13 protein-coding genes are annotated in these 15,505 nt (G+C 34.0%); all 13 read right to left on the bottom strand.

What is annotated here, in order from left to right; genetic code table 11:
• Nucleotides 1-243: 243 nt before the first annotated feature.
• Entirely contained in the window at nucleotides 244-1,467 is a 1,224-nt protein-coding gene (locus CCY99_RS06420) for a glycosyltransferase (RefSeq protein WP_181646873.1), read from the bottom strand.
• Nucleotides 1,427-1,669, bottom strand: a complete 243-nt coding sequence (locus CCY99_RS09595; RefSeq protein WP_181646872.1) for a glycosyltransferase family 8 protein — start codon at nucleotides 1,667-1,669, stop codon at nucleotides 1,427-1,429. Before CCY99_RS09595 ends, CCY99_RS06420 begins: the two co-directional genes overlap by 41 nt.
• A 22-nt stretch (nucleotides 1,670-1,691) precedes the next feature.
• Nucleotides 1,692-4,343 (bottom strand): heavy metal translocating P-type ATPase, encoded by a 2,652-nt coding sequence (locus tag CCY99_RS06410; RefSeq protein ID WP_112060596.1) that lies wholly within the window; start codon nucleotides 4,341-4,343, stop codon nucleotides 1,692-1,694.
• A gap of 8 nt (nucleotides 4,344-4,351) precedes the next feature.
• The gene (locus CCY99_RS06405; protein ID WP_112060595.1) at nucleotides 4,352-5,182 is read right to left on the bottom strand and encodes a TerB family tellurite resistance protein; all 831 of its coding nucleotides are present in this window, start codon (nucleotides 5,180-5,182) and stop codon (nucleotides 4,352-4,354) included.
• Nucleotides 5,183-5,197: 15 nt separating this feature from the next.
• Nucleotides 5,198-5,446, bottom strand: coding sequence for a hypothetical protein (locus tag CCY99_RS06400; RefSeq protein WP_112060594.1), 249 nt, complete (start codon nucleotides 5,444-5,446; stop codon nucleotides 5,198-5,200).
• Complete coding sequence (locus CCY99_RS06395; RefSeq protein WP_112060593.1) at nucleotides 5,443-6,264, bottom strand: hypothetical protein; 822 nt, start codon at nucleotides 6,262-6,264, stop codon at nucleotides 5,443-5,445. Before CCY99_RS06395 ends, CCY99_RS06400 begins: the two co-directional genes overlap by 4 nt.
• A complete protein-coding gene (locus tag CCY99_RS06390; protein ID WP_112060592.1) occupies nucleotides 6,261-6,992 on the bottom strand; it encodes a DUF5644 domain-containing protein in 732 nt (243 codons plus the stop codon). Before CCY99_RS06390 ends, CCY99_RS06395 begins: the two co-directional genes overlap by 4 nt.
• The gene (locus CCY99_RS06385) at nucleotides 6,982-8,730 is read right to left on the bottom strand and encodes a M3 family oligoendopeptidase (protein ID WP_112060591.1); all 1,749 of its coding nucleotides are present in this window, start codon (nucleotides 8,728-8,730) and stop codon (nucleotides 6,982-6,984) included. Before CCY99_RS06385 ends, CCY99_RS06390 begins: the two co-directional genes overlap by 11 nt.
• Before the next feature lie 15 nt (nucleotides 8,731-8,745).
• Complete coding sequence (locus CCY99_RS06380) at nucleotides 8,746-10,458, bottom strand: cation:proton antiporter (protein WP_112060590.1); 1,713 nt, start codon at nucleotides 10,456-10,458, stop codon at nucleotides 8,746-8,748.
• Nucleotides 10,458-11,576 carry a molecular chaperone DnaJ gene (gene dnaJ / locus CCY99_RS06375; protein WP_112060589.1) on the bottom strand — a complete coding sequence of 373 codons (1,119 nt, stop codon included), beginning with the start codon at nucleotides 11,574-11,576 and terminating at the stop codon, nucleotides 10,458-10,460. The genes CCY99_RS06380 and dnaJ overlap by 1 nt, the downstream gene beginning before the upstream one ends.
• 73 nt (nucleotides 11,577-11,649) lie before the next feature.
• Entirely contained in the window at nucleotides 11,650-12,438 is a 789-nt protein-coding gene (locus CCY99_RS06370; RefSeq protein WP_181646871.1) for an ABC transporter ATP-binding protein, read from the bottom strand.
• A 2-nt stretch (nucleotides 12,439-12,440) separates the two neighbouring features.
• The gene (locus tag CCY99_RS06365; RefSeq protein WP_112060588.1) at nucleotides 12,441-13,442 is read right to left on the bottom strand and encodes an iron ABC transporter permease; all 1,002 of its coding nucleotides are present in this window, start codon (nucleotides 13,440-13,442) and stop codon (nucleotides 12,441-12,443) included.
• An 11-nt stretch (nucleotides 13,443-13,453) separates the two neighbouring features.
• Nucleotides 13,454-14,446 (bottom strand): class I SAM-dependent methyltransferase, encoded by a 993-nt coding sequence (locus CCY99_RS06360; protein ID WP_112060587.1) that lies wholly within the window; start codon nucleotides 14,444-14,446, stop codon nucleotides 13,454-13,456.
• Between the last annotated feature and the right edge of the window lie 1,059 nt (nucleotides 14,447-15,505).

The following is a 15,505-nucleotide window of genomic DNA, read 5'->3' as shown; positions in this document are numbered from 1 at the left end:
AAAATTTCAAAGAAAAACGATAAAGATTGCCTTTAGATTTGCAAATCCCATCGCTACTTTTAAAAAATCCTTTAATCTTAATGTTCCATCACCGCTATTTTTATTTTGCTTAAGTGGCAAAGTCTCTTACGAATTTTATTTTCCATTTTTATAGATTCTTAAGATTATCATCCACTTATTACAATGAGATTTCCCTAAATTTCCCTTGTAATAGCTTATTTGGAGAATCTCTCCTAATCTCTCCTAATCTCTCCCTTGAATCTTCCCCCAAATCTTTTTAAAAATTCTTTTTGTAATTTTAAAGTAGATTCTAGGGTCTATAAAAAAGAGCTTATTTCGCTTAAATAGGGCTTTAAGCCGATAGGGCAGAGTTGTTTTTATGTAATTATTTATGATTACGCATTCTATATTTGCTAGAAAAATTTTTAAAAATGGCGTTTTTGCTAGATAGCTATACCAAAGCTCACTTTTTGGCTCACTTGGGTAGTTCCACGGCTTTTTATCCCCGATATAGTGGAGCTGTATGGGGTGCCTCCTAGCAGAATCTAGCTCATTTTTGCTATAAACTTTTGGCGGATATTTCTCCCAGCGCTCCCCATATCGCTCCCACATTTGATGTCCTACGATGTGGGCTGGGGAGAGCGTGGCGATTTTAGGATAGCAGATGATATTTAGCACATCTTGCTCGGCTAGGACTAACTTGTGGGCGTTTAGGCGTAAGTATTCTATCATCTTAGATTCTATATCATCGTGCCGCCATTTTTTAAGATTTGCGATTAGGTAGCCTCCGCCTACGCCATATTTCACGGCTTCAAACTCGGCTTTGCTAAATTTCTTATAGCCCTCTTTCCAGCCAGTAAGTGGGAAAATGCCATTTGGGTCATTTGCCCTAACTCCGCTGATATAGACATCGCTCTCTATATCAAAGTCCAAAAAACTTTGCGAAATATCGCCCAAAAATACCACATCAACATCGCTAATAATGATTTTATGATATTTGGCGAAATGCCCTTGCAATAGGATTTTATAAAGCACTTCCTTTGCAAAGTGGCTTTTTTGGGGCATTTCCTGCCACTGCTTTTCAAAAGTCCCTTGACAATTGATAAAAATAAGCTTAGCAAAATCCCTAAATGGCTCTATGCTTTGATTTAGCAAGTCTTGGTAATGCGCGGGAATGTCATTATGCAAGATATAAAGGTGGTAGAAAAGGGGGATTTGAGATTTTTTTATGGCATTAGATTCTTGTAGTTGGTGAGCTTGTGGGACTTTGGGCGTATTTTGATTCTTAGATTTAATGGAGTTGGCGGAATTTTTGGAGCTGGAATCTGTGGAATCTTTGGAATTTAGGGTTTTGGATTCTATGGAATCTGCGGAATCTAAGATTTTGGATTCTGCTTTAGAATCTAGATTTATTAAATCTGTATTTTTAGAGCCTTGCTGCCCCCCCCCTATTTGCGACAAAATCACCGGTGGAATCTAAAGGATTTGTTGAATTCGTAGAATCTCCAAAGTCTCTTAAAATCGCCGAATTTGCCCTTTTTAAAAACTCCACATCGCCACTAACACATTTTGCAGTATTTTCTAATAGCGAGTAGAACGCCACACTTGCTGGCACACAATAATTTTTATCAAAGCAAAACATCACTGGAATAATTATTTTTTCTTGCATTTATGTCCTTTTTTATAGTATTTTACCCATTTTTCACTTTAATTTTTAGCGAGTTTAGCGTAACTAGAAGTGAGCTAAAGCTCATGCTAAGTGCCGCAAATAGCGGGATTATAAAGCCAAATGCGGCAAGTGGAATGGTAAGCAGGTTGTAGATAATGCTAATTTTAATATTTTGTTTTATCACGTCATAGGTCGTTTTTGAGAGCCGATACGCCTTTAAAAGGCTCTCCAAGCTATCATCAAGCAAAACTATATCGCTAGATTCGATAGCCACATCGCTTCCTTGCCCCATGCTAATGGCTATATCGCTCTTGTTTAGGGCGATTGCGTCATTTATGCCATCGCCCACCATAACGCACACAAAGCCCTTTTCATGGAGTTTGTCGATAAACTCGCTTTTATCTTGTGGCGTCTGCTCGAAATAATACTCGCTAATCCCTACAGATTCCGCTATTTTTGCCACCACTTCGTGCCTATCGCCACTTAAGCACACCACGCGAAATCCATAGCTTAAAAATGCTCTAACGACCTCTTTTGCGTTTTCTTTCAAGCTATCTTCGAGGCTAAAAATCGCACGAATTTCCCCATTAATCGCAAAGTAAAAGCTCATATTATTATCGCTAGTTTCCTTGCATTTTACGCCCATTTCACGCATAAATTTATAGCTTCCGCCAAGTAGAATCTGCCCCTTATAATTTGCTTGAATCCCCTTTTGACTAATTTGCTTGAAGTCCTCTAGTGGAAGTTTTTGGGCGATTTGTGGGCGATTTGTGGTGGAATCTGTTTTAGATTCCGCGGATTCTATGCTGGAATCTTTGGAATCTAGTGCAGATTCTGCCTTGGATTCCGTCTTGGATTCCGCCTTGAATTCTGTGGCGGATTCCACAGATTCCACGCTAGATTCGGCAGAATCTAGATTCTCCAAATACTGCTTAATGCCATTGCTAATTGGGTGATTATTTAGGTTTACAAATGAATATAAAAGGGAATATAAAAGTGCACGAGATTCCGCAGATTCCGCAAAATCGCCAGATTTCACAATCGCACAAGATTCCGCCAAATCCACACGCTCACGAGAATCTAAACCGCCACCAGATTCCCCAAACCACCGCACATTTACCACCTTTGGCTTCCCATAAGTTAGCGTCCCAGTTTTGTCAAAAATTATGGCATTTGTTTTGGCGAAAGTCTCTAAAAATCGAGCCTCTTTAAAAAGCAATTTATGCTTATACGCCTCGCTGATGCCTGCAATCGTGGCAATAGGCGTAGCAAGTGCGAGCGCACAAGGACAAGCGATGATTATGACACTCACCGCCACCACAATCGCACTCTCCACCCCGCTCACATACCACCACACCGCAAATGTGAGAGCCGCGACCACAAACACAAAGCCACTAAAATAATGCGAAATGCTATTTGCCTTATTTTGGATATTTGGCTTTTTGTTGATAGATTCTTGGATTAGCGTGATGATGTGGCTCATCGTGGATTCGCTAAACTTCTTAGTAACCCTATAATTTATGTGATAATCCATATTGATACTGCCAGATATTATCGCCTCGCCCGCAGTTTTCTCCACATACACACTCTCGCCAGTTAGCATTGATGAATCTAAGAGTGCATTTTTGGAGAGCAAGATTCCATCAAGTATTATTTTCTCACCCGGTTTCAACGCCACAACATCGCCAATCTCGGCTTCTTGTGGGGAAATCTCTAGGATTTTGCCATTTTTTAAAATATTAATTTGCGTTGGAATCTCGCTAATTAGCTTATCAATCCTATCTCCGGCACTTTTCCTTGAGCGCACCTCCAAGAATTTCCCAATCAAAATAAATGTGATTATCATAGTAACCGACTCAAAATAAGTCTCGCCAACATGCGTGAGTGCGGCATAAATCGAGTAAAAATAAGTCAGCGACGCCCCAATACTGACAAGCAAATCCATATTTATAAAGCCATTTTTAAGCCCATAGTAGCCACCGCGGAAAAATATCCAGCCAGAGTAAAATAAAGTCGGCGTAGCTAGGACAAACGAAGCAAAATTCAAAATATCCTTTATGTCCCTATCCATTCCAAGAAAGTAGCCTAAATACTGCGCCACGGCAATCCACATAATATTCATAGTTGCAAACACGCCCACAATCATTCGCGTATAATAATCCCTCCGCTCCCTCGCATTTATCGCCTCGAGCGTCTTTGGGTCGTAGGCTTTGGCATCGTAGCCGATAGAGCGGATAAGACGGATTATCTCGCTTACCTTGATTTCTTGCGGGTTGAAGGTGATTTTTGCCTTATTATTCGTGTAGTTTATATCCGTCGCCAAAATCCCTTTTGCGTTATCTAATATCTTTTGATTTAGCCACACACAGGCGATGCAGTGGATTCCCTCGATTATTAGTGCGATTTCAGCGGTGTTTTCATCGATTTTGTTTAGATATTGTTCCAAAAATAGGAGCGAATCGAATTTGCTTAAATCATCTTTAAGCTCCTTTGGGGGCTTTAGCGTGGAAGTCCCAAGCCTATCATAAAACGAATCTAGCTGATATTCCCCCAAAAGGCGGAAAACCCCCTCACACCCCTTACAGCAGAATCTGCGTTCAACGCCCCCAATCTCGCAAGTATAAAGTGCGTCTTCGTCGTATTCTAAATGGCAGTGGGAGCAGGTTTGTTTCATACTAAGATTTAGGAATCTTTTATTTCTTTAGTAGTTTCATTATCATTAATATTATCATTTAATTTAGATAGTAAAACCTTATATGCCTCGTCAATATCGCGTAAAACCGGCAATGATGTATCTTTAAAATTCTTATTAAGATTCTTATTTAAGAGAATATTTTGCTTACTATCTTTTATTTTTTTAGTATGGACGTTTTCTAAATCACTTAATGTATAGTTTTCATCTAGCCCTAGAATCTCCATTGCTCTTTTGGAATCCATCGCTACATTAGTGGCATATTCATTTTCAAAATCATCATAAATCTTATTAAAATCATCATTATTTAGCTCAAAAATAGCCGCCACATCAATAATTTTCTCTCTCTCATCTTCATCTAGATTCCCATCGGCATAGGCTAATGCAAATAAAAATTCTATTACTTTTAGCCTTTTTTTATACTCGCCCTTTGTTAGATTCGCAAAAGATTCTGCTAAATCATCAAGATTATCTTTATTATTATCAAAAATATTTTGTAGGATATTTCTTGCGTCCTTAAAATCGCTCAATTCCATTGCAATATCATCTAGCATATTGGATACAAGCTCTTTTTCTAATTTACAAATATTTCCATCGCTATGTGTTATACATTGCAAGATTCTAGTCAAAACGCCAAATTCGGTTTTTTTGACTTTATCTTCTGGTGTTTCTTGGATATATGGATTCTCATCTACATTATACTCAGTCTTATATCCATTATTCTGTTCTTCTCTTTTGTATGGATTTTTCATATAGTCTTGGAATCCGTTGTATAAAAAATATAACACAACTCCAGCGATAATCAATAGCAAGATTTCCATAATGTTAAAACTCCTTTATTTGTTATTTTTAGCTTCTCTTTGTTCGATGATTCTTTTCTCTTCAATTCTCACTTTACGCTCTTGTGCTTTTTGTATTTTCTCTTTAAAATCATCTTGTTCTTGGGTGCTTTTAGATTTTTTCGGTTGAAATAATAAAACAGCAAATATAAATATAAATAAAATAATGGAAATTTCTTTTCCACCACCAAAAAAATACCAACATAGAGCAATTAAGGCAGAAAAAATCATTTTTAGAAATATCATATAAAATCAGCCCCGATTTTATGGTATCTAAGAGCTAATGCCGTATCATCTCTTATTCCAAATGAAAGCAAAATTACTTGTGGTAAAAATAAAATAGGTATATTTCCAAAATCCCTATTAATCACTTTGGATAATTTTAAATATTTTTTATCAAATATATCAAAAATCCCCATAGAATTACTAAGTATAAAATCGCTACCAGAATCTACCGCATTTTCTAAAGACTTTGCACTATATTTATATGCGATTTTTGGGCTAAATAGCTCATTTTGAAAAAATGCATTATGCTCTTCATAAACAATATTTAATCCCACAACATTAAGGATTTTTTTAAGATTTGCATTGCTTTTGTCATCAAAATCACTAATATCTCTACTTGAGTGAAAAATACTTACATGAAAATCGCTAAATGAGGTTTTATTCTTTGCTTTTATTTTTTCTAGATTATCGCCAAGCAAATTGTTTATATAGATAATTTTTGTTTTTTCGCTATATGTTAAATCATATTTTGCTAACTCGCTTTGGGCTAGATTAAAAAGCGTTGGATTCTCCTCAATATGCTTTTTAGCAAAGCATAGATTATAATACGCATCTTCTTCTAACACGAGTAAATCACAATCCTTACTAGAAGCTAAAGCTATATTATAAGCTTGGGATAAAAAGAATATTCTCTCATTGACTACATATCCCCAATGTCCGCCATAGTATTCAAATACATTATCATCAATAAATGGAATCTCTAATTCCTTTAGTAAGACAATACTAGAATCTATAAGCGATAGATTCTCATAATCATAATAAATTAGATATTTACTCATTTTATTCCCCTCTTTAGCTTGATATTTAGTTTTTTACCAGCTGTTAGTTTAAATAAAGATTCTACTTTTTTGGCGATTTTGACCCAATGATTTCGGCGGATTGGACAGCGGATACTCTGCAAAAGCATTCGTTGTAAACCCTCTATTTCCTTATCTATTGAGCCATCAGGTGGATAAATCATATTTTTTACACTAATGCTATTCATAACGCCATCTTCATACCTTGCAATAGACATAAGCAAATCTTTAGCATAATCCTTATAATGAATCATCATCCATTTAATATATAAGCAATATCCATCGCCCACATAATCATCTAAATCAAGGGGGCTAATTAGGTTTATCAAAATGTATTTTTTAAACTCATTCTTAGATTCTTCGCTTAGGAATTTAAACTTATCAAGCTTTGTTTTATAGAGCGAATAAATTGCTTCTTTGTCGATGATTAAATCTTTCATCGCATATTTTGTAGATATTGGCGTAATAATTAGGCTTGTCCCAAAATGAGATTTTAAATCTAATAATTTAATATTACTAAAAACCACAATATTATTAATACGAAACCCGAAAGATTTATCATCATAAGAAAAATCATCTAAGGACTTTGATATAGCTATCAATAAATCTTTTAAGTTTAGATTCTCATCTATGCTAATATCGATACTTTGATAATATTCGTTATAATCAGTATTTGCATTAAATCTAAAAACACTTATCTTAAAATCCATTATATTTCCTTTTAACAATTATGCTAAATTCATCTAAAATCTTTTTAACCTCATTAATACCATATTCCCAGAATCTAGAATCCTCAATATCAAAGCCAAAGATTCCAACTAATTCTTTTGGTGATTTTGACCCACCTAATGATAAAAACTCGCTATATTTTGGGACAAAATCCTTATATCCACTCTTATACAATCCAAATAAAGTAAGGCTCAAAAGCTGCCCGTAAGAATACGCATAGCAATAAAATGGCGAGTGGATAAAGTGCGGGATATAGCTCCACCAAAGGGCGTAATTTTTAGTTAATTTTAGAGAATCGCCAAACATCTTTTTATTTTCTTCGCTCCAGATTTTATTAAATTCTTCCTTGCTTAACTCGCCTTTTTTATCGTGGATTCTTCGCTCGAAATTTGTCATTACCACTTGTCTAAAAAGTGTAGAGAAAATATCCTCAATTTTCCCTGCATAAAGCCCTAATAACTCTTCTTCTTTTAGCTTTTTTTTCATTCTATCGAATAAAAGCATTTCACCAAAAACAGATGCGGTTTCTGCGGTGGTTAGCGGTGTATCCATATTCAAATAGCCCATTTTTTTGGATAATTCTTGGTGGATTGCATGACCGAATTCATGTGCGATTGTGAAAATATCTCGTCTGCCATTTGTGTAGTTTAATAATATATATGGGTGGGCTTTGGGAACTGCTCCGTGAGAGAACGCTCCGCCCCTTTTATTTGCACACGGATGAGAATCTACCCAGCCATTTTTAAAAGCATTTTCTACGATTTTGCCAAATGCTGGGGAAAAGTCGCTATAGGATTGGATTACGATATTTTTTGCATCCTCATATGGAAACTCTCGCTCTTTTATATTTTTATGATTTAGTGGTGCATATCTATCATAATCTTTTAGCTTTTTAATGCCTAGAATCCTAGATTTAAGCCCATAATATTTATGCACTAAATTAAAATTAGCAACCACAATATCAATCATAGAATCCACGCTTTTTTGGCTTATTTGATTATCGATATGCCTAAAAGATTCTGGATATTTATATCCTCTTAAATCCATTTGTATTTGCAAATCTTTACGAACAATATTAATAATATATTTTAGGATATGGGAGGATTTTTTAAGTTTTTTGGTTAGCTCTTTTTGTGCGTTTTTTCGTATATCTCTATTGCTATTATGAAGTTTTGATAGAATCTCCTCTTCATTTAAAACCTCATCTTTTAGCTTAAATTTCAAGCTACTCATATACTCATCAAATAGCCTACTAAAGGCATCTTTACCAATGGGCGATACTTTTAGAAGTATTTTTTCTTGGTCTTTATTTAGTTGATATTTTTTTTGCTCTATTAATTTATGTAGGTAATATTGATATTTTTTGCTTGATTTTATGTATTTAGTGGTTATTTTTGTATCCAAATGTGCCAATTCTAATTCAAAGAAAATAATATAATCTTGAATCTCATTTGCACGCAATTCATATTTTGCATATAATGCACCATTATTTGTATCTTTTGCGAATAATAAAAATACATAAGTCATTATTCTACCAATGCCCTCTAAAATGCCCTCATATTCGCTTATTACCTCATCAATATCGCGAATCTTTGCTAATTTACCGCTATAGTTTTTCTCAAATTTACTAGCCTTATGTAGAATCTGTGTTACAAAACTATCTAATGAATCATTATTTTCAAATAAGGATTCCAATCTCCATTCATCAGCTGCATTCATATTTTTCCTTTAATTTTATTTCAGTTTCTCCTCTATTGCCGCAATAGCCTCTTGTCCTAAGATTCTAGCGATTTCCTTTTTTTCATCTACTACAGCATATAGATTCAAATCCTCTACTTCGTTATCTATCGCCCTTGCATTGATTTTTGCAATTATATTGCAATTTGGTAGGTTGTCTAATAAAATCTTACAAACATCTCTTATTTTATAGCTATTATCTATAGCAATTATAATAGCAGCAGAATCTTTAATGTTTAGTTTTTCTATCAAACTTGTTTGCATAATATTACCAAAAACAACCACATTACCATCTTTTATACCATCTTGGACTTTAGCATAATTATGGTCTATGGATATATAATTAACATTATGGCTTTTTAGATAGCTTACTATACTTTTCCCAAAGTTTCCATAACCACAAACAATGATATGATTTTTATACTCGCTAAAATCATCTGCCTCTTGTGTCGGCTTTTCATCATTATAATCACTAATATCTGCTATAGAAATATTATCTCTTAGTATAAAATTTGTTATAGCTTTGATTCGCTCTAGGATAAAAGGCGTAACAATCATAGATAAGATAACAACTAATGTTAGATATTGATTTAGGTCGTTTGCGTCTATATTGTAGTTTGCGATTATAGGGATAATAGAATTACTAAGATTCCCATTAAATATATTATTTTTATCCGCAAGTAAGAAAACTACAAATGCGAACTCTCCTATTTGCGATAAACTAAGGGCTGTTTTAAACGACTCTTCTTTATTGCGAAAAACCCTAATAGTCCAATAAATCACAAAAGTTTTAATAACAATAACACAAATCAATAAGATTAAAATAATTACTATATGCTTTAGAAAAAATAATATATCAACCTGCATTCCAACGGTAATAAAAAAGAATCCTAAAAATAAATCCTTAAAATGCTCAATATCAGCTTTTATTTTGTATCTATAATCAGTTCCAGCGATTACCATTCCAGCGATAAATGCTCCTAAGGAATGTGAGAATCCAAAATATTCGCTTACAAGTGATGCTCCTAAAACGATAAGTAGAATAGTAGAGATAAAAATCTCGTCCATTTTCGTATTTGCTGCAAGTCCTAATATCTTTGAAGCGACATATTTTCCGGGTATCATCAAAATAGCGACAACTATTACAGCACTAATGACAGTTGTTATTATTATCTTACTTATATTTGTATCGCCACTTAAACTTAGTGCTGGAATAATAAGCAAGATAGGAATAACAGCAATATCTTGCATAATCAAAATACCAATAGAATTTTTTTGATAACCTGAATAGATTTGATTATCAAAGCTTTTTAAAACAATCGCAGTTGATGATAATGCAAAAGATACGCTTATTACAAATGATGTTTTATAATCCAATCCCATAACATAATAACAAGCAATGTAGAATATAAACGAGCAGGTTATAAGCTGTAAGATTCCAAATAAAAGTGTTTCTTGTTTCATTGTCTTAAATTTATCAAAGCTAAACTCAAGCCCAATTACAAACATCAAAAAGATAATTCCAAATTCCGCTACTTCGCTAAGCTCACCAGAAGATGATAAACTCTTAAGATTAAAGGCATAAACGATAATAATGCCTGTTACAATATAGCCAATAACGATAGGTATATTTATTTTCTTAAAGAATATATTAACAATAACAGTTATACAAATAGTAAAAACGCCTATAGTAAAAAAATTTAATTCCATTATTTTTGATTAAACCAATCTTTGATTTTTGATATATAATTTTCTAAAATAGTTTTATGTGGCTCACTTTTTAATCCAAAAGATTCGTGTAATTTTAATAAAAGTTTCTTTTGTTCGGCATTTAATTTTTCACTTGGATACACGATTTTTACCTGAACTATTAGTCGTCCTTTTTGTGAATTATTAATATGCTTCACACCCTCGTTTTTAAACACAAATCTTTCTTTATCTTTCGTATTTGGTGGAATCTTTAAATCCAATTCACCGCGTAGAGATGGCACTATTATCGTAGCACCAAGTATAATATTTGTAAAAAATACAGGTATTTCGATATAAACATCACTTCCATCACGGATAAAATACTCATCATCTTCTACATTAACAATAAGGTATAAATCGCCTCTTTTGCCATCTGGTAGCTCATTTCCTCGTTGTGAAGCTCTAATTCTATTATCAGTATCAATACCTTCTGGGATATTTATCTCAAAACTTTCCTCTTGCACGGTATATTTTTTACCATTGCAAGTTTCGCATTTTTCTTTTATAATCTCTCCACTACCGCCACATTTTTGACAAGTTTGTGTAAAAGTCATAAAACCATTTCTACTATAAACCCTACCCTGTCCGCCACAAGAGCTACACTTTTCTTTACTTTTTGCACCACTTCCTTTACAATCTTTGCAATATTTTTTATATTTATTTGTGATTTCCTTTTTACAGCCAAAAACTGCTTCTTTGAAACTAAGATTTAATTCCATAGCAAAATCGCTCTCAAATTCATTTGAATGTCGCCTAGTGCTAAAACTTTGCCCAAACACACTCTCAAAAATAGAGCCCAAATCCCCGAAAATATCTCCAAAATCTTTTCCGCTAAATCCTCTAAATCCACTACTTTCTAAGCCAGATTTGCCATATTTATCATAAATCTCACGACTATTATCATCACTTAGCACTTGATAAGCTTCATTGATTTGCTTAAATCTCTCTTCTGCTTCTTTATTCTCAGCATTTCTATCAGGATGATATTTTAGAGCTAATTTTCTATATGCTTTTTTAATTACCTCTTTATCACTAGTTCGCTCAATCTCTAGTATCTCGTAATAATCTAATTCTTCCAAAATATGCAACCACCTATAAAATAATTTGTAAATTGTTATTGTAGTAAATTTGTATTAATTTTTGAGTAATTTTTTAGGATTTAGTTTTATTTTTACACACACAAAAATAATATCCACCATTTGGAAGATTAACTTTTTGCGTATCTATGCCATATATTTCTTTTAGATTAGGTGGGCTTAATATCTCAAAATCACCTTGTTTAAATAATTTACCATTTTTTAATAAAATAATATTATCGCTATTATAGGTATGTTCTGGATAATGTGTCGTTTGAATAATCGTTTTGCCCTCTTTTTTAATATCTTCTAAAAGCTCTAAGAGATTATGCTGATTTCCTAAGTCCAATCCACTTACAGGCTCATCTAATACGATAATTTGGCTTTGTTGTATTAATGCTCTTGCTATTAGGACAAGTTGCTTTTGACCGCCAGATAGATTCGAAAATCGCTCATCTTTAAGATGGGCAATACCTAATCGCTCCAAACTAAAAGATGCGAGATTTTGGTATTTTTTAGCATATCCAAAAAAACCACTTCGTGCATATAATCCCATCAAAACAACATCAAGCACACTAAATTCAAATGCAATATTATATCTTTGTGGCACATAAGCGATTAATTTGGCTAATTCTTTAGCACTAATTTTTTTGGTATTAATGATTTTATCTTGTTGCTTTATAAGCACATCACCACTAAAAACTATAGCATTTAGAATTGCTTTTAAAAGTGTGCTTTTACCGCTTCCATTTGGTCCTAAAATAGAATTTATGCTATTTTGTTTTACACTAAAATTAATATTATTTAGAATATTTTTCTTAGCATAACTAACGCTTAGATTCTGTATTTTAAGTATAAAATCCATCATTAAATCTTATTGCGATATGCAAATAAAATACCACTAAAAACTACAACGCCAACAACACTTGTAAGGATTCCTATGGGAATCTCTATGCTAAAAAACTCCCTATTTATGGTATCAATAGCAAGTAAGAATAAAGCACCAAAAAATGCACTAAATAATATTAAATATCTATGATTTGCCCCAACCACAAATCTCCCGATATGTGGCACGACAAGCCCTATCCAGCCTACTATCCCTGCAATCATAACGCTTGAAGCGGCACTTAAAGTAGCAATGACTATAAAAAAGATTCTAGCGCGTCTAACATTTACACCCAAACTTCTTGCTTCATCTTCACCCAAACATAAAATATCTAATTCTTTTGAATATATTAGAGATAGAACTACACTCAACACAAGCACAACTAAGGCGAAAAATAAACTTTGTTCTCTTATATGTGCCAAACTCCCCATTAGCCAAAATACAATATTTGGTAAAACCTCATATGGGTCAGCAGTAAATTTTAAGATACTAACCAATCCACCAAAAAGAGATGAGCTTATAATCCCGCCTAAAATAAGCATTAGAATCTTATTATTATTTGCAAAAATAAATGCTAGAAATACTGCGAATCCTACACTTAAAAATGCAAAGCCAAAGGATAGAATCTCAATAAAAGCATAGGGCAATCGCAAAACCATACCAAGTGCCGCACCAAACGAAGCACCACTTAAAACACCTAAGATTCCCGGAGAAACCAATGGATTTGTAAAAACACCTTGATATACAACACCACAAAATGCTAAAGATGCACCAACTATTATCGCACCTAAGATTCTAGGCAATCTTATGGAATTGATTATATGCATAGCATTTTCATCAGGGATAGAATCCACAAACCCAATATTAAAGGCTAAAATATGCAAAATATCTTTAATGCTGACATTTAGGATTCCGCTACTTAGTGCGAAAATACTAAGCAAAATAAGTGCTATTGCAATGATAAAGATACTTAAAATTTTCATTTACACCCTAATTATTTTCTAATTGCCATTATACCTATTTCCATAATGCTTTTATAATGCACGATATTTTCCCCATTATCCGTAATATCATAGCATTTCATCTCATTATTTTCATCGATTTTGCCAATTCGTAAATCCCTAGAATCTGCTAAATCTTTAAATTCTCGCACCTCGCTAGAATCTGTAGAATTTGCAGAATCCGCAGAATCTAAAGAATCCCTAGAATCCAATTTCGGCAGAACTGAATCACTAGAATACGCCGACACTCTAGGGGTCGCAGAATCTTCTAAATCGCTTGAGTTTAGATAGTCCGCCTCCCTCCACTTTAGCGATACCTCTTTTATAAGCTCGATATTTGGCGTTACCTCGTGGGCTTCAAGCTGCCAGCTTGCGTCTGCCACCGCACTCTCAAGCGTTTTTCTATGATGAATAGTTTTGGTAATGAAATGCACCGGCGGGACTTCTAGCCCCAAAGATTCCAAATATTCTGTTACATTCATCGCCCCTGTTGGCAGTGCGACTTCGGCATTATGAGCTTTAAAAACGGCGTTTAGATAGGCATTCTCACGCTTTCGCCCCCATCCGATATACATAATCGCCTCTTTTGCGAGATTATACGCCTTTTCAAACTTCTCAAAAGAGTTTAGCGCAGGGGTGAGAGACGCAAAAACAATATCGATTTTATCCCTAAACTCCCCAAACTCCGCTATATCAAACTCGCCCCAATCTCCGCAAAATGTATGGATATTGCTAAATCCGTGCTTTTTGGCGTCCGCTTTTACATTCTCTAGCATATTTGGCGAGATGTCAAAGCAAAGCACATTTTTTGCATTTTGTGCAAGTGCTAGGGCATATCTGCCATTTCCACAGCCTAAATCAAGCACATTTTTACCGCTAAAATCAATCCCAGCATTTTTGAAATACTCAAATATCGGCTTGTCTTCGTCGCTATTTGCGATGTATCGCGGGAATGTTTTTGCCTTTTTGTCCCAGACTTCTTTCATTTAACTCCTTTAAAATTAATTTCGTAGGCTCGTCTTTTAAGTGCTTTTACGAGAGTTTGCTTTTCGCTCGGTCGATAGACCACTAGTCTTATCTCCTAGCTCAAAATTTCACAGCTTGTAAAACGAAGTTTCTCGTAAAATCATCTTAAAATACTTCGCCTTGAGATTATGTTGGTATTTTAATTTAGCTTCCACCTTTTAAAAATTGCGTTAGCAATTTTGTTTAATTAGATTCCGTGCAGTAGCACCAAAAATGGGCGGTGGGAAAACGAAGTTTCCTGTCATAGATATAATCTAGGGCGAAGCCCTCACAACAAAAACTTTAATTTTTTAAAACTAAATTTTAAAATCCCCACTAGATTCTTTTTAAAGAATCTTAAAACTTAGAATTTTATCTTAAAAATAAATTTTAAGGTGCTTAAAATATTTTTTATCTTATAAAGGCTTCGCCTTTGTTTATCCACCTATCGCCCTTTTAAATTATGGGGCTAACGCCTTATGCGATTTTTTATAAAATAAATTCCGTGCGAAGCACAACCCTTAAAAAACATTGTCGGGGATTGACAGAAAACTTAGTTTTCCCACACCTCTATTTTACGAATTTATGAAAAACTTAAAGTTTTTAATAACTCGCTTTTTTGGGTGCTAAAGCACAAATTTTAATCTAAAAATTGCGGAGCAATTTTTACAAAGATTCCGTGAGGCATAGCCTCACATATAAAATGGGTGGTGGGTGGAACAAAAAAATAAACTTAAAAATTTAAAACTAAGTTTATTTTGTAGAATCCCTTTAAGCCACACTTAAAAACAAACTTAAATTTCTTGGAATTCTAAAAAGTTTCCAAGCCAAAAAAACTTTACAAAAATGCGAAAAATAATTTTTATAGCTAATTCAACATTAAAGGCAAAGCCTTTACAAAATCATTTTTCCATAGAACATTTGCCTTTTGTTTTAAAGCGTCTTGTTTGGTAAAGGGAGGACAAGGGGGCTTGAATGATGAATTTGCCAAAGGCAAAAGCGAAATCGCTCCCCTTATCCCCCCAATGCTAACGCAATCC

It is taken from the genome of Helicobacter sp. 16-1353 (assembly GCF_003288815.1).
Taxonomy (GTDB): Bacteria; Campylobacterota; Campylobacteria; order Campylobacterales; family Helicobacteraceae; genus NHYM01.
The sequence above is the reverse complement of the archived record's forward strand: the minus strand, read 5'-3'. Positions and strand labels throughout refer to the sequence as shown.

What these genes read in the sequence shown, in the direction of transcription:
- CCY99_RS06410 (WP_112060596.1), bottom strand. Translation starts at nt 4,343, where the DNA reads ATGAAACAAACCTGCTCCCACTGCCATTTAGAATACGACGAAGACGCA.
- CCY99_RS09595 (WP_181646872.1), bottom strand. Translation starts at nt 1,669, where the DNA reads ATGCAAGAAAAAATAATTATTCCAGTGATGTTTTGCTTTGATAAAAAT.
- CCY99_RS06380 (WP_112060590.1), bottom strand. Translation starts at nt 10,458, where the DNA reads ATGGAATTAAATTTTTTTACTATAGGCGTTTTTACTATTTGTATAACT.
- CCY99_RS06400 (WP_112060594.1), bottom strand. Translation starts at nt 5,446, where the DNA reads ATGATATTTCTAAAAATGATTTTTTCTGCCTTAATTGCTCTATGTTGG.
- CCY99_RS06405 (WP_112060595.1), bottom strand. Translation starts at nt 5,182, where the DNA reads ATGGAAATCTTGCTATTGATTATCGCTGGAGTTGTGTTATATTTTTTA.
- CCY99_RS06395 (WP_112060593.1), bottom strand. Translation starts at nt 6,264, where the DNA reads ATGAGTAAATATCTAATTTATTATGATTATGAGAATCTATCGCTTATA.
- CCY99_RS06365 (WP_112060588.1), bottom strand. Translation starts at nt 13,442, where the DNA reads ATGAAAATTTTAAGTATCTTTATCATTGCAATAGCACTTATTTTGCTT.
- CCY99_RS06385 (WP_112060591.1), bottom strand. Translation starts at nt 8,730, where the DNA reads ATGAATGCAGCTGATGAATGGAGATTGGAATCCTTATTTGAAAATAAT.
- CCY99_RS06360 (WP_112060587.1), bottom strand. Translation starts at nt 14,446, where the DNA reads ATGAAAGAAGTCTGGGACAAAAAGGCAAAAACATTCCCGCGATACATC.
- CCY99_RS06390 (WP_112060592.1), bottom strand. Translation starts at nt 6,992, where the DNA reads ATGGATTTTAAGATAAGTGTTTTTAGATTTAATGCAAATACTGATTAT.
- CCY99_RS06370 (WP_181646871.1), bottom strand. Translation starts at nt 12,438, where the DNA reads ATGGATTTTATACTTAAAATACAGAATCTAAGCGTTAGTTATGCTAAG.